This window comes from Actinoplanes sp. KI2 (genome assembly GCF_025630775.1).
In the GTDB taxonomy this organism is placed as follows: domain Bacteria; phylum Actinomycetota; class Actinomycetes; order Mycobacteriales; family Micromonosporaceae; genus Actinoplanes.
The window spans coordinates 114760-135092 of sequence record NZ_JAOSZE010000020.1 but is presented as its reverse complement, the minus strand read 5'-3'; the positions used below and the strand labels follow the sequence as shown (position 1 = coordinate 135092).

17 protein-coding genes are annotated in these 20333 nt (G+C 70.6%); 10 read left to right on the top strand and 7 right to left on the bottom strand.

Annotated elements, in window-relative coordinates; translation table 11 throughout:
• Positions 1-93: 93 nt before the first annotated feature.
• Positions 94-543, bottom strand: coding sequence for a hypothetical protein (locus ODJ79_RS22130; RefSeq protein WP_263025439.1), 450 nt, complete (start codon positions 541-543; stop codon positions 94-96).
• A complete protein-coding gene (locus ODJ79_RS22125) occupies positions 540-1127 on the bottom strand; it encodes a MarR family transcriptional regulator (RefSeq protein ID WP_263025438.1) in 588 nt (195 codons plus the stop codon). Before ODJ79_RS22125 ends, ODJ79_RS22130 begins: the two co-directional genes overlap by 4 nt.
• A gap of 98 nt (positions 1128-1225) precedes the next feature.
• Between ODJ79_RS22125 and ODJ79_RS22120 the strand changes: the two genes are divergently transcribed.
• Positions 1226-2245 carry a synaptic vesicle VAT-1 family membrane protein gene (locus ODJ79_RS22120; protein ID WP_263025437.1) on the top strand — a complete coding sequence of 340 codons (1020 nt, stop codon included), beginning with the start codon at positions 1226-1228 and terminating at the stop codon, positions 2243-2245.
• Between the two features lie 9 nt (positions 2246-2254).
• Here the strand turns inward: ODJ79_RS22120 and ODJ79_RS22115 are convergent, their stop codons facing one another.
• The 3 genes from ODJ79_RS22115 to ODJ79_RS22105 form a co-directional block, all read right to left on the bottom strand.
• A complete protein-coding gene (locus ODJ79_RS22115; RefSeq protein WP_263025436.1) occupies positions 2255-3247 on the bottom strand; it encodes an acetamidase/formamidase family protein in 993 nt (330 codons plus the stop codon).
• The gene (locus ODJ79_RS22110) at positions 3244-4626 is read right to left on the bottom strand and encodes an APC family permease (protein ID WP_263025435.1); all 1383 of its coding nucleotides are present in this window, start codon (positions 4624-4626) and stop codon (positions 3244-3246) included. The genes ODJ79_RS22115 and ODJ79_RS22110 overlap by 4 nt, the downstream gene beginning before the upstream one ends.
• 219 nt (positions 4627-4845) lie before the next feature.
• A complete protein-coding gene (locus tag ODJ79_RS22105) occupies positions 4846-6195 on the bottom strand; it encodes a polysaccharide deacetylase family protein (protein ID WP_263025434.1) in 1350 nt (449 codons plus the stop codon).
• 267 nt (positions 6196-6462) lie between these two features.
• On the opposite strand from ODJ79_RS22105, the gene ODJ79_RS22100 reads away from it, so the two are divergent.
• Positions 6463-10281 carry an arabinofuranosidase catalytic domain-containing protein gene (locus tag ODJ79_RS22100; RefSeq protein ID WP_263025433.1) on the top strand — a complete coding sequence of 1273 codons (3819 nt, stop codon included), beginning with the start codon at positions 6463-6465 and terminating at the stop codon, positions 10279-10281.
• Here ODJ79_RS22100 and ODJ79_RS22095 read toward each other — a convergent pair.
• Positions 10179-10709, bottom strand: coding sequence for a TetR/AcrR family transcriptional regulator (locus tag ODJ79_RS22095; RefSeq protein WP_263025432.1), 531 nt, complete (start codon positions 10707-10709; stop codon positions 10179-10181). The two genes, ODJ79_RS22100 and ODJ79_RS22095, sit on opposite strands and share 103 nt — an antisense overlap.
• A 21-nt stretch (positions 10710-10730) precedes the next feature.
• On the opposite strand from ODJ79_RS22095, the gene ODJ79_RS22090 reads away from it, so the two are divergent.
• The 4 genes from ODJ79_RS22090 to ODJ79_RS22075 all read left to right on the top strand — a co-directional run bounded on the left by ODJ79_RS22090 (position 10731) and on the right by ODJ79_RS22075 (position 15463).
• Positions 10731-11366 (top strand): TMEM175 family protein, encoded by a 636-nt coding sequence (locus ODJ79_RS22090; protein ID WP_263025431.1) that lies wholly within the window; start codon positions 10731-10733, stop codon positions 11364-11366.
• Between the two features lie 22 nt (positions 11367-11388).
• On the top strand, positions 11389-11625 hold the full coding sequence (locus ODJ79_RS22085; protein ID WP_263025476.1) for a VOC family protein: 237 nt from the start codon (positions 11389-11391) through the stop codon (positions 11623-11625).
• Between the two features lie 329 nt (positions 11626-11954).
• Complete coding sequence (locus tag ODJ79_RS22080; RefSeq protein WP_263025430.1) at positions 11955-13598, top strand: glycosyl hydrolase family 28-related protein; 1644 nt, start codon at positions 11955-11957, stop codon at positions 13596-13598.
• A 134-nt stretch (positions 13599-13732) separates the two neighbouring features.
• Complete coding sequence (locus ODJ79_RS22075; protein ID WP_263025429.1) at positions 13733-15463, top strand: choice-of-anchor D domain-containing protein; 1731 nt, start codon at positions 13733-13735, stop codon at positions 15461-15463.
• A gap of 141 nt (positions 15464-15604) precedes the next feature.
• Here ODJ79_RS22075 and ODJ79_RS22070 read toward each other — a convergent pair whose 3' ends face one another.
• Positions 15605-16213, bottom strand: coding sequence for an acyltransferase (locus ODJ79_RS22070; protein ID WP_263025428.1), 609 nt, complete (start codon positions 16211-16213; stop codon positions 15605-15607).
• A 322-nt stretch (positions 16214-16535) separates the two neighbouring features.
• Here ODJ79_RS22070 and ODJ79_RS22065 point away from each other — a divergent pair, with 322 nt between their 5' ends.
• The 4 genes from ODJ79_RS22065 to ODJ79_RS22050 are packed head-to-tail and all read left to right on the top strand — an operon-like array spanning position 16536 to position 20333.
• Positions 16536-17591 (top strand): Gfo/Idh/MocA family protein, encoded by a 1056-nt coding sequence (locus ODJ79_RS22065; protein ID WP_263025427.1) that lies wholly within the window; start codon positions 16536-16538, stop codon positions 17589-17591.
• Complete coding sequence (locus ODJ79_RS22060; protein WP_263025426.1) at positions 17588-18553, top strand: NAD-dependent epimerase/dehydratase family protein; 966 nt, start codon at positions 17588-17590, stop codon at positions 18551-18553. Before ODJ79_RS22065 ends, ODJ79_RS22060 begins: the two co-directional genes overlap by 4 nt.
• Complete coding sequence (locus ODJ79_RS22055; protein WP_263025425.1) at positions 18550-19686, top strand: DegT/DnrJ/EryC1/StrS family aminotransferase; 1137 nt, start codon at positions 18550-18552, stop codon at positions 19684-19686. Before ODJ79_RS22060 ends, ODJ79_RS22055 begins: the two co-directional genes overlap by 4 nt.
• Entirely contained in the window at positions 19683-20333 is a 651-nt protein-coding gene (locus ODJ79_RS22050) for an acetyltransferase (RefSeq protein WP_263025424.1), read from the top strand. The genes ODJ79_RS22055 and ODJ79_RS22050 overlap by 4 nt, the downstream gene beginning before the upstream one ends.

The window sequence follows — 20333 nt, the reverse complement described above, 5'->3', positions numbered from 1 at the left end:
ACAGTGGCGCGACCGTGCTGGATGGTCCCTTGGGGGGTCCCAGCTTCCTCACACCGACCCAGTCTCGACCCTATGTCCCCGCGATGAGGCCAGTCAACGAAAACACGCCCCGGTGGCGTGCACCACCGGCCGTGCGACACCGCGGCCGTGTGCTACATCCTCTGTCTCCATTCCGGGGTGCTCAGCGGACGGGTACTCGGCCTGGTTGCGCCGTCGGCGCAGCCGGTCGAACGGCCGCAGGACCGCGCCCAGAGGCGGGTCGAGCTGGGCGGACACCGCATCGCGCACCGCTATGTGGCCGCCCCGGCTCGTCGCCCGCAGCCCTTGGTTCTCGAGCACCGCCGCCAAGGACTTGCGCGCTGCGTCGTAGAGCAATTGGTAGCCGCCGACCGGGTCGACGCGGGCGATCGCTCGCGCCGAGGCAAGGTGCTGCCGCGCTTGCCCGAGCAGAACGTCCGCGTGGTCGCGGCTGGCCGGGACGCGTTCGAGCTCGCCGCGCCCGATCATGCCGTCGAGGGTGTCGCGGCCTTGTTGCCACCTCATCGGTCATCTCCGGACAGGTCGATCGGGTAGAGCGGGCGTGCGCGCACCGAAGTGAGGAAGGGGTCGTTGCCGGCTTGCCACGCTCGGGCGGACACCCGGTGGATGTTGACTTCGCGGCCCAGCTGGCCCTCGGCCGCCCGGGCCGCGTCGTTGAGGTCGTCCTCGTCCGCCGTGCCGACGATCAGAACGTCGATGTCGCGTGGTGGCGGCCCCTCTTCGCCGGCGTAGCGCGCTGCCCACGAACCGTACACATAGGCCTCGTCGATACCGTCGACCGCGGCGAGCAGTTCGCCGAGAACGGCCGCCGGTCCGTAGGTCAAGGCCAGCAGCTCGCCGAGTGGGCGCGCCAGCGGGTTGTCGGGGTTCGCCCGCAGCAGCCGCAGGTTTCCTCTGCGCTCCTCGCGTACCAGCTCGGACTCGGCGAGGCGATCCACCTCGCGGCTGACCGTGGACTGGGAGGCCTGGAGACGACCGGCGAGCTCCGTCACCGAATACGACTCCTCCGGGTGCAGGAAGAGCCATGCCAGCAACTCGCCGACCAGCGGGGATCGAAGCAGCGGAAGCAGACGTGAACGAGCTTGCACAAGTTGCATATTACCTTGCAGGATGTGCAAGGACCACCGCGGGCGAGTGGGGCTCAAACCGGGCAAGATAGGTGGATAACCGGAGGGGCGGAGTTTCGATGCGTGCTGTGTGGATCACCAAGGCGGGTGGGCCCGAGGTGCTCGCGGTGCGGGAGAGCGCCGACCCGCAGCCGGAACGCGGCGAGGTGCGCATCGCGGTTCGCGCCGCCGGGCTCAATTTTGCCGAGGTCATGGCGCGGCAGGGGCTGTATCCGGACGCGCCGAAGCCGCCGTGCGTGGTGGGGTACGAGGTGGCCGGCGTGGTCGACGCCGTCGGCGCCGAGGTCACCGGCCTCGAGGTCGGGCAGCGGGTGCTCGCGCTGGTGCGGTTCGGCGGGCACGCCGAGTCGGTGTGCGCCCCGGTGGAGCGGGTGCTGCCGATGCCCGACGACCTCAGTTTCGTCGACGGGGCCGCGCTGCCGGTCAACTACCTGACCGCGTACCACATGCTGTTTCGCGTGGCGCAGCTGCGGCCGGGGGCCCGGGTGCTGGTGCACATGGCCGCCGGCGGCGTCGGCATCGCGGTGCTCCAGCTGTGCCGCACGGTGCCGGGGGTCGTCACGTTCGGCACGGCGTCGGCCGCCAAGCACGCGGTGCTGCGCGAGGAGGGCTGCACCCACCCCATCGACTACCGCACCGAGGACTACGCCGCGCGGGTGCGGGAGCTGACCGGCGGCGAGGGGCTCGATCTGGTGCTGGACCCGCTGGGCGGCCGCGACTGGAAGCGCGGGCTCGGCCTGCTGAGGCCGGTCGGGCAGCTGATCGCGTACGGCTTCGCCAACCTCAACACCGGTGAGCGCCGGAGCGTCCGGCGGCTGGTCGGCCAGTTCACCGGCGTGCCGCTGCTGACACCGTTCGCCATGATGAACCGCAACCAGACGGTCAGCGGCGTCAACCTGGGCCACCTCTGGGGGCGGCCCGACCTGCTGCGCGAGGAGCTGTCCGCCCTGCTCGACCTGTGGAACGAGGGCGCCGTCAAGCCCCGCATCGACGGCGTCTACCCCTTCGCCGAGGCCGCGGCGGCACACCGCCGGATCGGCAGCCGCGGCAACATCGGCAAGGTCGTCCTCGTCCCGTGAGGACCGAGCTCAGGTGACCGTCCGGGCGGTTTCCCGCAGGCGGGCGTGCATTCCCTCGTACGCCATCGCTTTGTTCAGGTATTTCTTCGGCAGTTTGGCGAGCATCGTGTAGTTCGGGTCGCAGACGTTGCCGACCGGCGCGGTGCCGGCCTGGCTGACCAGCTGGTACGCGTCGAGCTCGTCGAGGCCGGTCAGCGCGGCGGTCCAGGTGACCAGGTCGTGCTGGCTCATCCGGTACGCGTCCTCGAGCGGGCGCGCCGAGCCGGCCGACATCAGCGCCTCGTCGGTCTCGAAGCGGGGCGTCGGGGTGAAGACACCCTTGACCACGTCGAGGATCACGACCGTGTTCATCGCCGCCTCGATGCCGGTGCCGCAGACCTCGCCGTCGCCCTGGCGGCAGTGGCCGTCGCCGAGGGCGAACAGCGCACCGGGCACGTTGACGCCGAAGTACGCGGTCACGCCGGCGCGCAGCTCGGGGGTGTCCATGTTGCCGCCGTGCACGTCCGGGACGATCGTCATGCGGCTCTCGAAGGCGGCCGGGGCGACCCCGGCCGTACCGTGCATGGGGTCCAGCGGCATCTCGACGCTGAAGTCGCCGCGCCGGGCGTGATAGCGCACGATGCCCGCGTCGACGTCCACGTCGTAGCGCCAGACCAGTTCGTCCAGCGGCGGCTGCAGGGTCGCCGTGGTGTGCGTGCCGGTCAGGGCGCCGAAGTGCGGGAAGGTCGACGAGACCGCCCAGTCGCGGGCCGGGGTGATCGAGACGAAGTGCACGGCCAGGGTGTCGCCGGGCTCGGTGCCCTCGACGTGGAACGGGCCGGTCACCGGGTTGAGGTAGGGGAACTCGCAGACGACCGAGGGCAGGTCGGTGACCTCGCGCACCCGGCCGCCGAAGCAGTCCTCGGTGTAGAGCTCGACGACCGTGCCGGGCTTGACGCTCTGCACCGGCGCCCGCCCGCCAAACGTATACGACAATTCCGAAATGTCGGGCTTGTACTTCATGGAGTGCTCTCCTGGGACAGGCCGGCCAGCTGCGGGCGGCGGCCGCTGACGTAGAACGAGATCAAGACGATCACGCCGATGCCCAGCCAGATGAAGCCGAGGGTCTGCGCGGCGATGTTCGCATTGATCACCACGTAGAGCAGGATCAGGAAACCGATCACCGGTACGACGAGGTGCCGCAGCCAGTCACGGCTGTGCTGCCGCACCACGTAGTGCACCACCACGGCGACGTGCAGCGCCAGGAAAGCGGTCATCGCCCCGAAGTTGACCAGCGTGGAGAGCAGCGAGATGCCGTCGTCGCGGGTCGCCATGTACAGGCCCAGGGCCAGCGAGACGGCGGCGACCAGCAGCGTCGCGTTGGCCGGCACCTTGTGCTTCTCGTTGATCCGGGCCAGGAAACGGGGCATCTGGCGGTCGCGGGCCATCGCGTACAGCAGACGGCTGGTCGCCGCCTGCGCGACCAGGGAGTTCGCGAAGCCCCAGGCGATCGCGGTGGCCAGCGCGGTCAGGCTGGCGAGCCAGCCGCCGCCGGCCGCGCGGGCCGCGTCGTAGAACGCGGTGCCCTCCGGGTCACCGTTCGCCAGCAGACCGGGAGCATCGGGTACGAGCAGGGCCGCCACCCAGGTCTGCACGATGAACAGGGTGCCGGCCAGCAGCAGCGCGCCGACCATGGCCCGGCCGATCTGGCGAGCGTCCTCGCGGCTCTCCTCGGCGAGCATCGAGATGCCGTCGAACCCGAGGAAGCTCAGCACCGCGATCGAGACCGCGCCGAAGACGACCGACCATTCGAAGGTGTCGGCGTTGAACAGCGGCGCCCATGCATTTTCCACGTGCACTTTCCCGGAGAACAGCGCATAGAGCCCGACCACCAGGAAGATCGCCAGGACGATCAGCTCGGCCACCAGCATGAGCTTGTTGACCCGGGCGGTCATCTGGATACCCAGGTAATTGACCACGGTGTTGAGCAGGACGAACGCGACCAGCCACAGCCAGACCGGTATCCCCGGCACCAGCGAGTGCATGGCCACGCTCGCGACCAGGTAGAGCAGCCCGGGCACCAGCACGTAGTCGAGCAGGATCACCCACCCGGCGAGGAAGCCGACCGGCGGCGCGATGCCCCGGCCCGCGTAGCTGTAGACCGAGCCGGCCATCGGGAACGCGCGCACCATCTGGGCGTAGGAGAGCGCGGTGAACATCATGGCGATCATGCCGATGACGTACGCCAGCGCCACCATCCCGCCGGAGCCACTGTAGACACTGCCGAAGATGCCGAACGGAGCGATCGGCACCATGAAGATCAGTCCGTAGATGAGGAGGTCGGCAAAGCTCAGCGAGCGGCTCAGCTCCTGCCGGTAGCCGTACTGTTCGAGATCGGCCATCGCGGGTCTCCCCTAAGAGTCCATTGATCACTGTCTACCATTTGGACCGGGGTGACGTCGATCGACGCTACGGCTGGAACGCCCGCCGGAACCGGGCCGGACGCCCACGCCTCCATGGCCACCACGCCCGCGCGGCCCAGCCGCCGGAGCGCGGTGGCGGTCGCCGGGGGGAGGGGCCCCGATCGACCGCCGTGCGGTGGTCGTCCCGCGCCGGCCGGCTTACTGGCCGGCCACGGATCGCATGACGTCGCCGAGGGTCATGACGCGGACGCCGGACTTGCCGGCCACGTAGTCGACCAGGGCGGCGTGGTTCGCGATCGAGAACTGGGTGGAGGTGGTCGGGGTGGTGACGATGTCGTGGCAGCAGAACACCAGCAGCCCGCCGTTGTTGGCGACCCCGTCCACCCGGCTCTGCAGCGTGGCCAGCACGCTGTTGTTGTCGAGCGTGTAGCACCGGATCGCGTACGGGTCGGCCGGCGGCATCGTCTCGGCGCTGTTCGCCGTGCTGGTCATGGCTCGGGCGTAGGCCAGCCCGTCGTGCGCCATCTGCTGCTGCACCGCGGTGTTGTAGCGGCCCAGCGGATAGCAGTGCCCCACGAACCCGTCGGACAGGTTGTTGCTCTCCAGCCACTGGATCGTGTTGGTCAGTTCGGTGTCCAGTTCGGCCGCCGACAGCGGGTTGGTGCCGTAGATGATGCCGGTCGCCGTGTTGGTGGCGCCGGCCCAGCCCCGGTTGTGGTTGGTCGCGGTGTACGCGTGCGGGCCGATCTCCCAGCCCGACCAGCTCCGCATCTGCTGCAGCTGGACCGTGGTCAGGTAGGTGCTGTTGCCGCCGTCGCCGGCCTGCACATTGGACACGATGGTGTACGCCGTGCCCGGGAATCCGTACTTGTCGAGGTCACGCTTGGCGATCGTGTACTGAGCGGCGTAGGAGTCGTCGTACGTGAAGCACACGATCCCGCCGGCGGCGACCGGCCGGCGCTCGATCACCTGCATGGCCTGCAGCCGCACCTGGCAGGTGGTGCCGCTCGCGGACGTGGCCCGGATGCGCAGCGAGTCGACGGCGGTGAGGTTGGGGTTGCCGGTGATGATCGCCGACTGCCAGGGCAGCGTGACCCATTTCCATTCGCCGTCCTTGAGCCAGCGGACGGACGGGTCCGGCGTCTCCGACTGGATGTAGATGATGCCGAAGTTGGCCACCATGCTGTCCGACGACACGTACACGTTCAGGCCCTGGAGGAAGTCGACGCCGTCGACCCGGATCAGGACGCGCAGCTGCTTGGTGCCGGAGATGTTCAGCGACAGTCCGGTCTTGGTCAGGGTCGTGGCGACGAGGTCGGTGCGGGTGGTGATCGAGGCGGACTGGGTGCCCATCGCGTACGTGGTGGTGTCGTTCAGGTTGCTGGTGCTGGCGTTCTGGACCACCCAGCCGTGCCCGGACTGCATCGACGTCACGTGCGTGACGACGCGGGGGTTCACCGGGTTTGCGCTGTTGAACGCGCCGGTGCTGTCGCCCACCAGAAGGGCTTTGCGGTCGGGGGCGGTCCGGGGGAGCAGGGGCAGAGACAAGCCGGCAACGGTGCCGGCACCGGCGGTGAGGGCGGTGCGACGACTGATCGGAGCCATCGGGCCTCCAGGTCTCGTGTCTTCCACTGTGTCCCCTCATTGGAACGGGGCCGTTCCGGCGGTGTCACATGACGGAAGGCGATGGAATCCACGTGAAAAACCGCGGTTGATCTCTTGACGGGGGTGGTTGTTAACGTTCACAGTGGCGGGATTGGTCCATGGCGACATCGATGCCGGCGGATGGACGCCGGCCGAGGCAAGGGACGGCCCATGAGGATCTTCGCCGCTGGCATCGCGATCGCTCTCAGCCTGTTCGGCACCGCCACCGCGGCGCAGGCGGCCCCGCCACCCGCAGCGCAGGCGGCCCCGCCATCCGCGGCGCGGGCGGCCCTGCCACCCGCGGCCGAAGCCCTGTCAGCTGCGGCCAAGGCGCTGTCACCTGCGGCCGAGCGGCCCTGTGACATCTACGCCGCCGGGGGCACGCCCTGCGTGGCCGCGCACAGCACGACCCGGGCGCTGTACGCCTCCTACAGCGGCCCGCTTTACCAGGTGAAACGGCTGTCGGACAACCGCGTACGCAATATCGGTCCCGGGCAGCGTGGCGGCTATGCCGACGCCGGCGCGCAGGACCGGTTCTGCGCCGGCACGACGTGCCTGATCACGACGCTCTACGACCAGTCACCGATGCACAACGACCTCACCCAGGCACCCCGCGGCGCCTTCAGCGGCCCGGCCATGGGCGGCGCGAACAACCTCCCGGTCGCGGACATGGCGCCGGTCACCGTGGACGGGCATCGGGCCTACGGCGTCTTCATCGCGCCCGGGATGGGCCTGCGCAACAACGACACCCGCGGCATCGCCGTCGACGACGAGCCGGAGGGGATGTACTGGGTCGTCAACGGCAAGCACTACAACGGCGGCTGCTGCTTCGACTACGGCAACGCCGAGACGGACAGCCGCGACGACGGCGACGGCACGATGGAGACCAGCTACTTCGGCACCGCGAGCGCCTGGTACCACGGCGTCCCGCCCGGCCCGTGGATCATGACAGACCAGGAGAACAATCTGGTCGGCTGCGTGAACCCGGGCAGCACCTCGAAGCTCTGCGCCACCCTGCCGAGCGTGACCTCACGGTTCGTGACCGCGGTGGCCAAGGGCGAGCCGCACCACTGGGCCAGCCTCGGCGGCGACTCCCAGCAGGGCGCCCTGACCACCATGTTCGACGGGCCCCGCGTCGGCCCGAGCTACGACCCGATGCGCAAGCAGGGCGCGATCGTGCTCGGCAACGGCGGCGACAACAGCAACGGGTCGCAGGGCACGTTCTACGAGGGCGTGATGACCGCCGGCTACCCGTCCGACGCGGTGGACCAGCAGGTGCAGGCCAACATCGTGGCCGCCCGGTACGCCGTGGCGCCGCTGACCCTGACGCCGGGGCTGCGCACGTTCGCGCCGGGGGAAAGCCAGGACGTCACCGAGACGTACACGAACACGACCGGCGCGACCGCGGCCGACGTCGCGTTGAGCGTGTCGGTGCCCCGGGGATGGAAGGCGACGGCCCGGGGCGAATCACGGTTCACTTCGGTCGCGCCCGGCGAGAGCGTGAGCACCACCTACACCGTCACGTCGAGCACGCGGGCGTTCGAAGGCGACCTCACCGGCCGGGCCGAGTGGCGGAACCCGACCGGCCACGGGCGCGAGGTGGCCGCCACGGTCGAGAAGGTGCGCAACACCAACCCCGTCAAGATCAATGAGTTCCGCATCGGTACGAGCGGCAACTCCACCGACTCGTACATCGAGCTCTACAACGCCGGTTCGAAGACGGTGGACGTCTCCGGCTGGACGCTGACCGAGCACCCCACCCAGCAGGCCGTCAACTCGACGATCCGGATCCCGGCCGGCACCCGGATCGCCGCACACGGGCAGTACCTGATCGGCCTCTCCACCGCCGGTCTCGCCGCCCCCGCCAAGGCCGGCGACACCACGCTCAACGTCACCAACACGACCGGCATGAACGTCGGCGACCCGGTCGTGATCGACACCGGCGGCCACGCCGAGTCGGCGACCATCGCCGACATCCCGGCCGGCGGCGCCTCAGGGCCGCGGATCGCCGGGCGTCTCGGCAACGCCGTGCGGCTCAACGGCGCCGACGAGTACGTCGCGCTGCCCGCCGGAATCGTCAGCGCGCTCTCCGACTACACCATCTCGGCCTGGGTGAACCCGTCCTCGGACGACACCTGGGCGCGCATCTTCGACTTCGGCACCGGCACCGCGGTGAACATGTTCCTGACCGTCAACGGCGGCGGCAACGGGCTGCGCTTCGCCATCACCGCCGGCGGCAACGGCGTCGAGCAGCAGCTGACCGGCGGCGGCCACCTGCCGCTGAACACCTGGTCGCACGTCGCGGTGACGCTCTCCGGGACGACCGGCACGCTCTACCTCAACGGCACGGCGGTGGCGAGCAACCCGGCCATGACGCTCAAGCCGTCCGCGCTGGGCAACACCAACCAGAACTGGATCGGCCGCTCGCAGTACCCGGATCCGTACCTCAACGGCGCGGTCGACGACTTCACCATCTACAACCGGGCGCTGTCCGCCAGCGAGATGGCCGCCCTGGCCGGTGGCCAGGCCGGCGCGGGCAACGTCGCCGACTACAAGTTCGACGAGACCACCGGGCGTACGGCGACGGACTCGTCCGGCAACGGGCGCACCGCCACGATCATCAGCCCCGGCTCGGCGGCCGGCGCCCCCACGCCGCTCTGGCAGCCCCTGCCGGACGGCCCGATCATCACGGTGCCCGCCCGTTCGACCAACGTCCCGGTCACCAGCACGGCCGGCTTCCACGTGGGCCAGCGGGTCGCCCTCGGCCACGGCGACAAGCTCGAGGTCGCCACGGTCACCGCGATCGGCAAGCCCGGCACCCAGGCGTACCTGTCGGCGCCGGCCGCGGTGGGCGCCACCACCCTGAAGGTCAGCTCGACCACGAACATCTCGGCCGGGGACTCGATCCGGCTCGACATCGGCTCGCGGATCGAGACCGTCACCGTCGCCGCGGTCGGCACCCCGGGCGCCAACGGCACCGGCCTGACCCTGGCCGCACCGCTGACCATCGCGCACTCGTCCAACCTGCCGTTCAGCGACCGCGGCACCGGGCTCACCTTCACCCCGGCGACCCGCTTCGCGCACTCCAGCAACGAGCCGGTGCAGGCGCTGGGCAGCGGCATCGTGCTGGACCGCCCCCTCGCCCACCCGCACGCCATCCACGTGCCGGTCGCCGACGCCGCGGTGACGACCGCCGGCTACCAGGGCACGCCCGCCCCGAACCAGTGGTTCGGCGGACCGGCGCTGTCCACCGGTGCCGGCAGCATGGTGCTGCGGGACGCCCGGGGGCTGGTCGCCGACAGCCTCAACTACGGGCTGCTCGTCGACCCGTGGGCGGCCGAGGGCGACCAGGGCGGCACCGGGGCCGGCTGCACCGTGGCCACCCCGGCCCTGTCCACCGGCGACGGCAAGAGCGCGAGCCGGTTCCCGGACGGCGCGGACACCGACAGCAACTGCGCCGACTTCATCACCTCGAGGCCGACGCCGGGCGCGGCGAACCTCTTCGCGCTCGACCCGGGACCGTGGGTCTCGTTGCAGGCGACCACCGCCGGCCAGACCGGCAACTACGTCAAGCACGGCGACGCCGACGACCTCGTGGTGACCGCGCCGGTCACCGCGGGCAGCTCGGCGACCGACAAGAAGGACGCCACCTTCGTGGAGACGGCCGGCCTGGCCGACGCCGGCTGCGTGTCCTTCGAGTCGGTCAACCGGCCGGGCAGCTACCTGCGGCACCAGAACTTCCAGCTGCACCTGCAACCCAACGACGGCAGCGCGCTGTTCTCCCAGGATGCGACGTTCTGCCCGCAGACCGGCAACAGCGGGCAGGGCACGTCGTTCCAGTCGGTGAACTATCCGGGCCGGTTCATCCGGGCCTTCGAGAACACCGTCTACCTGGCGAGCAACGGCGGGTCCAACGCGTGGGACACGACCACCTCGTGGGCCGACGACTCCAGCTGGCTGGTCGCCGCGCCGTGGAGCCCGCAGCCCTGACGGGTCAGGTAGACGCTGGCCGCCTCCCGGCCGCCGAGCCCGGCCTGCTGGACCGCGCCGAACACCAGGTCGGCGGCCCGGAACTCGGCCTCCCGGCGCAGCGTGCGGTTGGCCACCAGCAGGGCGACCCGCGGGTGCGCCTCGAACGACCGGCGGGTGGCCCGGGCGAGCGACAGCAACCGTTCCCGCCAGTCCGGCTCGTCCTCGTCGACCTGCGCGAACGCGTCCTCGAGCAGCCGGGCGCCGAGCGCCAGCAGCAGGTCGTCCTTGTCCCGGAAGTGCCGCAGCACGGCGGTGGGCGCGACCCCGAGCGCCTTGCCGAGGCGGCGGAAGGCCAGCGCGTCCGCCCCTTCGGCCTCGGCGATCTCGAGGGCGACCGTCACGATCTCCTCCTGGTTCAGAGATCCCCGCACCCGCTGCTTGTCCATGCGCCCCACCATAATGTCGCAGTGACAGACACCCCCACGGAGAAGGCGAGCACCACCTCGGCGGAGCGGCTGGTCTTCTTCACCGACGCCGTGGCCGCCATCGCGATCACCCTGCTCATCCTGCCGCTCATGGAGAGCGTGTCGAGCGAGGCCGGTCAGAAGAGCATCGGCGACTTCGTGCACGACCACATCGGCGAGTTCGGCGCGTTCGTGCTGAGCTTCGCGGTCATCTTCCGGCTCTGGTGGGCGCACCATCAGTTGTTCCGGCACATCACCCGGCTGGACAGCATGGTGGTACGGCTGAGCCTGCTCTGGACGTTCGCGGTCGTGCTGCTGCCGATCCCGACCGCGCTGATCACTGCGACAAAGCCGTCGGCCGGCAGCGTCGCGCTCTACGGCGGCGCGCTGTGCCTGGCCAGCGGCTCGCTGATGCTGCTCGGCTGGTACGGCCGCCGGCATCCGGAACTCACCGCGGACGCGACGCCGGTGCCCCGCGCGCAGGTGCTCTCCTCCGCCACGGCGTTCGGCATCGAGCTGGTCGCCACCGCCATCGGCGCCGTCTTCGCCGCGAGCATCAACTTCTGGGCGTTCCTGCTGATGCCCCTGGGCGGCCCGATCCAGAACCTGATCAAGTCCCGCTGGCGCGGCAACGACTGAGCGCCCGCCCCGTCCACCGTGGATACGACCTGATCCGATCGTCGACCCGGCCGCCGAGGCCCCGGCGATCTGGTTCCAGCAGTTGGACGAGCCGCGACGGCAGCGCAACCGGATTCACTTCGACCTGTGCGTCCCGCACGACCAGGCCCACCGGCGCGTCGCCTCGGCCCCGGCCGCCGGCGGCCACCTGGTCTCCGACACCCGGGCGCCGGCGTTCTGGGTCCTCGCCGACGCCGAGGGCAACGCGGGACCAGGGTGAACACCGCCCACCAGACGCCGGCCGAGACGGTGCACCGAGGTCTGCCGCACGACCTGGCAGGGCCGCGACCCGCGATAATTCGCTCCGCTCGATCGAGGTCCGCGACCTCGATCGATGCCTGCCCGTGCGCGCACCGAGCTTTTCCCGTTCGAGGTTCAAAGTTTGCAAAGAACTGTCTCGATATTGCGTGACTGTGTCGCGGACGTTACGGTCCACCTAGTTCCTCAGGTTCCCCGCTCCATGCGTCCCGGTCTGGCGGCCCCTCTGCCAGGGCGGTCCTCGGCATGGGCGACATCCCCCGGTCGCTCCGTCGAAAGCGAGCAACACAGATGACCAGACGAAGGCTTGGCGCCGGACTTGTCGGCGCCGCGCTGATCGGCTCCCTGCTCTACGGCAGCCCGGCGCTCGCCGCCGCCACCGGTGGCGTGGGCGCGACCCTGCCCTATGTGGAGGTGCAGGCCGAGAACGCGACGACGAACGGCACGATCATCGGCCCCTCGGCGGCGTACAACACCCTCCCGGCCGAGGCCTCGTACCGGAAGGCGGTGACCCTCGGCGCCGGGCAGTACGTCGAGTTCAGCGCTCCGGTGGCGACCAACTCGTTCGTGTTCCGGTACAGCATCCCGGACTCGTCGGGCGGCTCCGTCTACACGACCCCGATCAACTTCTCGATCAACGGGACCGCGTCCACCGCGTTCACCCTGACCAACGCGTACAGCTGGTTCTACGGCGGATATCCGTTCACCAACTCGCCGGGCAGCAACCCGCACCACTTCTACGACGAGACGCACCGGCTGTTCTCGACGAGCTATCCGGTCGGCACCAAGTTCCGGCTGACCGCCACCACGACCACCACGATCGACTTCGCCGACTTCGAGAGCGTCGCGGGCGCGCTCAGCCAGCCGGCCGGCTCGGTGAGCGTGACCAGCAAGGGCGCCGACGCGACCGGCGCCGCCGACTCGACCGCCGCGTTCAACTCGGCGATCCAGGCGGCCGGCGCGGGCGGCACGGTGTGGATCCCGGAGGGAACCTTCAAGATCCCCGGCCACATCGCGGTCAACAACGTGACGATCAAGGGCGCCGGCATGTGGCGCTCGACGGTCACCGGCGCGGCGCCCGGCTTCTACGGCAACGACGCGCCCAACCCGAGCACCAACGTGCACCTCGCCGACTTCGCCATCTTCGGCGACGTACAGGAGCGCAACGACAGCGCGCAGGTCAACGGCGTCGGCGGCGCGATGAGCAACTCGACCGTCGACCGGCTGTGGATCGAGCACGACAAGGTCGGCGCCTGGATGGACGGCCCGATGGACAACCTGATCTTCTCGGGCATGCGGATCCGCAACGTCACCGCGGACGGTGTCAACTTCCACAAGGGCGTGACCAACTCCAAGGTCACCAACTCGGATCTGCGCAACACCGGCGACGACGGCCTGGCCACCTGGGCCGAGTCGGTGGCCGACGCCAACGACTCGTTCGACCACAACACCGTGCAGTACCCGATCCTCGCCAACGGCATCGCCATCTACGGCGGCCACGACAACTTCGTCACCGACAACCGCGTGATCGACTCGGGCCTCACCCAGGGTGGCGGGATCCACGTCGCGCAGCGTTTCGCCTCGACGACGCTCGGGCGCACCGACGTGCTGCGCAACACGATCATCCGGTCCGGCAGCCTCGACCCGAACTGGCAGTTCGGCGTCGGCGCGCTCTGGTTCGACGCCCGCGACGCGGCGATGACCGGGCTCACCAATGTCGACAACATCCTCATCCAGCAGAGCCCGTTCGAGGCCATCCAGTTCGTCTCCGGTTCGCAGATCTCGAACGTCAAGATCAACAACGCGACGATCCAGAACACCGGCACGTACGTCGTGCAGGAACAGGTCGGCGGCGCCGCGACGATCACCAACAGCACCGCCACCGGCACCCAGGGCCGGCCTCGATATACAACTGCGGTGTCGGCTTCACGCTGACCGACGGCGGCGGCAACTCGGGAATCTTCAACTCGTCCGCCTGCACCCAGGTCACCAACCCGACGTTCCCGCCGTACCTGCCGGACAACGGCTCGCTGATCTCGATCAGCCCGACCACGCTCGGCTTCGGCACCGTGGCCACCGGCGCGACCAGCGCGGCCCAGACGGTCACGGTCACCAACTCGGGCACGGCCGCGGCACCGGTCACCGGGGTCGCCACCACCGGCGACTTCTCGCAGACCAACACGTGTGGTAGCTCGATCGCGGCCGGCAGCTCCTGCACGGTGACCGTCACGTTCGCACCCACCGCGACCGGCGCGCGTACCGGCAACCTCACGGTCACGGCGTCCGGCATCACCAACACGATCCCGCTCTCCGGCACCGGCGTGGCGCCCGGCCCGATCCTGTCGGCCAGCCCGTCGAGCCTGTCGTTCGCCGGCACCATCGTCGGCTCGACCAGCGCCGCGCAGACGGTCACGGTCAGCAACACCGGCACTACCACCGCGACCCTCTCGTCGGTCACCGCGAGTGGTGACTTCGCGCAGACCAACAACTGCTCCTCGCTTGCGGTGGGTGCTTCCTGCACGGTCACCGTGACCTTCAAACCCACCGCGGCGGGTACGCGTACCGGCAGCGTCACCCTCACCGGCAACGCCAACAACAGTCCGGCCACGATCGCCCTGACCGGCAGCGGCATCGGCACCACCACGAACATCGCGGCCGGCCGCCCGGCCACCGCCAGCTCCCAGGTCAACGCGACCCAGGCGCCGGCCACCGCGACCGACGGCGACGCGAACACCTACTGGGAGAGCGCGAACAACGCGTTCCCGCAGTGGCTGCAGGTCGACCTGGGCTCGGCGTACGCGATCGGGAAAGTGACTTTGAAGTTGCCCCCGTCGACCGCCTGGCAGACCCGCACCCAGACCCTCTCGGTGCTGACCAGCACCGACGGGTCGAGCTTCGGCACCGCGGTGGGCTCGGCGACCTACACCTTCGACCCGGCGTCGGGGAACACGGCGAGCATCACCGTGCCCGGCACGAACGCCCGCTACGTGCGGGTCAACTTCACCGCGAACTCGGGCTGGCCGGCCGGTCAGGCCGCGGAGCTCGAGGTCTACCCGAGCGGTGGCGGCAGCACCCCGGCGCCCGCGCTGTCGGCGAGCCCCTCGTCGCTCACCTTCGGTAGCCAGGCGCTGAACACCACCAGTGCCGGGCAGCAGGTCACCATCACCAACAGCGGGACCGCCGCGGCCACCTCGCTCGCGGTCGGGGTCACCGGCGACTACGCCCAGTCCAACGGCTGCGGCACGTCGCTGGCGGCCGGCGCCTCCTGCGCCGTCACCGTCACCTTCCGGCCCACCGCCTCCGGTACGCGAACCGGCACCCTCACCGTCTCCGGCGGCGGAGCGAGCACCGCGGTCGCCCTGACCGGCACCGGCGCGGGCGCCACCAGCACCAACCTGGCGGCCGGCAAGCCGACCAGCGAGTCCAGCCACACCGACGTCTACCCGTCCGGGAACGTCACCGACGCCGACCAGAACACCTACTGGGAGAGCGCGAACAACGCGTTCCCGCAGTGGGTGCAGGTCGACCTCGGCTCGGCGCAGAGCGCCTCGAAGGTGGTGCTGCAACTGCCGGCCGCCTGGGGTGCCCGCACCGAGACCCTGTCGGTGCTGGGCAGCACGGACGGCTCCACCTGGTCCACCCTCAAGGCGTCCGCCGCCTACCCCTTCGATCCCGCCACCAACAACACGGTGACCATCACGTACACCGCGTCGACCCAGCGATACCTCCGCCTGAACATCACCGCCAACACCGGCTGGCCGGCCGGCCAGATCTCCAGCTTCCAGGTCTGGACCAGCTGAGATCGCACCGGCGAGGGTGACCCGGGGCCCCGGCTCCGGGTCACCCGGCGCGACGCGGTCGCCATCCGCGCCGAGCCGGATCAGCCCCGCCGTCGGCGAAGCCGGCCGCCCGGGCAGCGCGGCAGATCGTGGATGGCCGCCTCAGGCCTCCGCGAGGGTGCCGTCCGATTCGTGGTACTCGGCGCCGGTCTCGGGGCAGACCCAGACGCCGTCGCCCTTGGCGGTCAGCGGGCGGCCGGCGCGGCCGACCCAGCCGATGCGGCGCGCGGGGACGCCGACCACCAGCGCGAAATCGGGGACGTCCTTGGTGACCACCGCGCCGGCCGCCACCAGGGCCCAGCGGCCCACCGTGACGGGGGCGACGCACACGGCGCGGGCGCCGATCGCCGCACCCTCCCCGATGGTGACGCCGACCGCATGCCAGTCGTCGCCGGTCTTGAGCCGGCCCTCGGGGGTGACGGCGCGCGGGTACTCGTCGTTCGTCAGGACCGCCGCGGGGCCGATGAAGACGCCGTCGGCGAGGCGAGCCGGCTCGTACACCAGGGCGTGGTTCTGCAACTTCACGTTGTCGCCGATGACCACGCCGGGGCCGACGTACGCGCCGCGGCCGATGTTGCAGTTCGCGCCCAGCGTGGCGTCCTCACGAATCTGGGCGAGATGCCAGACGCGGGTGCCGGCCCCGATCGCAGCCTGATCGTCGACATCGGCGGTCGGCGCTACGGTGACGCCGTCGCGGTCGGCATCGGTCATGGCGGGGTACCTCCATCGGGGTCGGCGAACCGGCGTCGAGGGTAATGGCGGCGGCAGGCTCGCCGTGGTCGGAAATCCGACGAACTGGCCGAAGGTCCGCCGCCCCTGGACCGACAGTCTCGTAGCGGCAACCGAAGGTACCGCCTTGACCTCCCGGCTCCGCCGGATTTCCGTCAGCGGGCTGGCGGCGAACCGCGTCGTATCGATAACTTGCCGTCGAACCGGCGTCGGGTGTGCGCACGCGCGCCCCCGCTTTACCGACGAAGCCGACGAAGCCGCGGCTTCCAGAACGAAACGGATGTCTGTGACACCTCCGCTTCCCGTGTCTGACGAACCGATCGGAATCGCCGTTATCGGGGCCGGCTATTGGGGCCCAAACCTGGTCCGCAACTTCCAGGCGTCGCCGGCCTTCCGGCTGCGCTGGCTGTGCGACCTCGACGTGGACCGGGCCAAGCGCGTCCTCGGCGGCTACTCGACCGTCCGGGTCTCCGGCGACCTGGACGAGGTGCTCGCCGACCCCGAGGTGAAGGCGGTGGCCATCGCCACCCCGGCCGGCACGCACCTGCCGGTCGCCCTGGCCGCGCTGCGGGCCGGCAAGCACGTGCTGGTCGAGAAGCCGCTGGCGGCGACCCATGAGGAGGGTCTGCAACTGGTGGCGGAGGCCGACAAGCGTGGCCTGACCCTGATGTGCGACCACACCTACTGCTACACCCCGGCGGTGCTGCGCATCCGCGAGTTGCTGCACTCCGGCGAGCTGGGCGACCTGCACTTCCTCGACTCCGTACGGATCAACCTCGGTCTCGTGCAGCGGGACATCGACGTCGTCTGGGATCTCGCGCCGCACGACCTGTCGATCGTCGATTTCGTTCTCCCGCCCGGCGTGCGCCCGGTGGCCGTCGCGGCGCACGGCGCCGACGGCATCGGCGCCGGCCGGGCCTGCGTGGCGTATCTCACGTTGCAGCTGAACACCGGCGCGATCGCGCACATCCACGTCAACTGGCTGTCGCCGGTGAAGATCCGTACGGCGATCTTCGGCGGCTCGAAGCGGACGCTCGTGTGGGACGACCTGAACCCCAGCCAGCGGCTGGCCATCTACGACCGGGGCGTCGACGTCGCCTCGCCGGACGAGCTCGGCGACGAGCAGCGGCGCGACATTCTCGTCTCCTACCGCTCCGGTGACATGGTCGCCCCGGCGCTCGGCGAGCGCGAGGCATTGCGCACCATGGTCGAGGAGTACGCGCGGGCCATCACCACGGGCACGCCGGCGCTGACCGACGGCCGGGCCGGGCTGCGGGTGCTCGAGATCCTCCAGGCCGCCTCGCGCAGCCTGGCGGAGGGTGGGACCATGATCAAGCTCGACGAAGGGCACATGGCGTGACGGGCGTACAGATCGAGGGCTCGCGGGCCCTCGTCACCGGCGGAGCGGGCACGATCGGCTCGCACGTCGTCGACGAACTCATCCGGGGCGGGGCGGCCGAGGTCGTCGTCCTCGACAACTTCGTGCGCGGCCGCCGGGAGAACCTGGCCTGGGCGCTGGCGAACGGGCCGGTGACGCTGGTCGAGGGCGACATCCGGGACCAGAAGCTGGTCCGCGAGGTGACCGCGGGCAAGGACCTGGTCTTCCACCTCGCCGCGATCCGCATCACGCAGTGCGCCGAGGAGCCGCGCCTGGCCAACGAGGTGCTGGTGGACGGCACCTTCAACGTCGTCGAGGCGGCCGCCGAGGAGGGCGTGAAGAAGCTCGTCGCGTCGTCGTCGGCGTCGGTCTACGGCCTGGCCGAACAGTTCCCGACCACGGAGCTGCACCACCCGTACAACAACGACACCTTCTACGGCGCCGCGAAGGCCTTCAACGAGGCCATGCTGCGCAGCTTCCACGCCATGAAGGGCCTCGACTACGTCGCCCTGCGCTACTTCAACGTGTACGGCCCGCGGATGGACATCTACGGCCTGTACACCGAGGTGCTGATCCGCTGGATGGAGCGCATCGAGTCGGGCACCCCGCCGCTGATCCTCGGCGACGGCCTGCAGACCATGGACTTCGTCCACGTCGCCGACATCGCCCGCGCCAACATCCTGGCCGCCAAGGCCGACGTCACCGACGAGGTGTTCAACATCGCGAGCGGCGAGGAGACCAGCCTCAAGGAGCTGGCCGCCGCGCTCACCGAGGTGATGAAGTCCGACCTCGCCCCCGAGCACGGCCCGGCCCGCGCGGTCAACGGCGTCACCCGCCGTCTGGCCAGCACCGCCGCCGCCGAACAGAAGCTGGGCTTCCGCGCCGAGCTGAGCCTCACCGAGGGCCTGCAGGGCCTGGTCGACTGGTGGAGGTCGTCGAAGTGACCGACCGCAAGATCCCGGTGATGATCCCGATGCTGGGGGAGGAGGAAGCCCAGGCCGCGGCCGAGGCCGTCCGCTCCGGCTGGGTCGCCCAGGGCCCGCGCGTCGCCCGCTTCGAGCAGGAGTTCGCGTCGCTCGTCGGCGCCGGTCACGGCGTCGCGGTCAGCTCCTGCACGACCGGCCTGCACCTGTCGCTGGTGCTGCTCGGCGTCGGCCCCGGCGACGAGGTCGTCGTGCCGTCGCTGTCGTTCATCGCGACCGCGAACGCGGTCCGCTACGTCGGGGCGACCCCGGTCTTCGCCGACGTCGACCTGGCCACCGGCAACCTCACCGTGGAGACCATCGACGCGGTGCGCACCCCGCGCACCCGGGCGGTCATCGCCGTGCACCAGGGCGGCGTCCCGTTCGACACGGTCGGGCTGCGCAAGGCGGCCGAGGGCTGGGGCATCGGCCTGGTGGAGGACGCCGCCTGCGCGGCGGGTTCGACCGCGTACGGGCAGCCGGTCGGCGCCGGTGCGGCGATCGCGGCCTGGTCGTTCCACCCGCGCAAGGTCATCACGACCGGCGAGGGCGGCATGGTGACCGTCGACGACGCCGGTCAGGCCGCCCGCCTGCGCCGGCTGCGCGAGCACGGCATGAACGTCTCCGCCGCCGACCGGCACGCCAGCAAGCAGCCGGTGCTCGAGGCGTACCTGGAGACCGCCTACAACTACCGGATGACCGACATCCAGGCCGCCGTCGGGCTCGTGCAGCTCGGCCGGCTCGCCGGGCTGGTCGCCCAGCGGCGCGAGCTCGCGGCGCGCTACCAGGAGCTGCTGGCCGGCATCGACGGCCTGGTTCCGGTGCGCGACCCGGCCTACGGGCAGACCAACTACCAGTCGTTCTGGGTGCTGCTCGACGGCTTCCCGGTGGGCCGGGACGAGGTGCTGTCCGAGTTGGCCGCCAGGGGCGTCTCGGCCCGCCGCGGCATCATGGCCGCCCACCTCGAGCCCGCCTACTCGGACATGGCACCGGTTTCCCTGCCCGTCACCGAGCGACTCACCAGCGACTCGCTCATCCTGCCGCTGCACCACGCGCTGACCGCCGACGACCAGGACCACATCGTCGGCATTCTGCGGGAGCTGGCGAGCCGGTGAGCGATCTCGTCATCGTCGGAGCCGGCGGCTTCGCGCGGGAGACCGCGGCCGCCGCCGGCCCCGCCTGGCGGGTGCTGGGCTTCGTCGACGACGACCCAGCGTTGCACGGCACCACCCGGGCGGGACTGCCGATCCTCGGCCCGGTGGACAGCGTGCGGGAGATGGCCGCGGCCGTCGTGGTCTGTGTCGGCAACCCGCGCAACTACACCGCCCGCAAGCGCATCGTGGAACGCCTCGGCCTGCCCGCCGACCGGTACGCCACGATCCTGCACCCGTCCGCGTCGATCGGCGCCGGCAGCGTGGTCGGCCCGGGCAGCGTGCTGCTGGCCGGGACGGTGCTCACCGCCGACGTGACGGTGGGGTCGCACGTGGCGGTCATGCCGCAGGCGGTGCTCACCCACGACGACCGGGTCGGGGACTACGCGACCATCGCCTCCGGTGTCCGGCTGGGCGGTGGCGCGGTGCTGGAGACCGGCGCCTACGTGGGCGCCGGCGCGCTGGTCCGCGAGGGCGTCCGGGTGGGCGCCTGGTCGCTGATCGGGATGGGCTCCGTCGTGCTGACCGATGTTCCGTCCGACGAGATCTGGGTCGGCAGCCCGGCCCGCAAACTACGCAGCGCCGACCTGACAGCTTCACCGAGGAGTTAA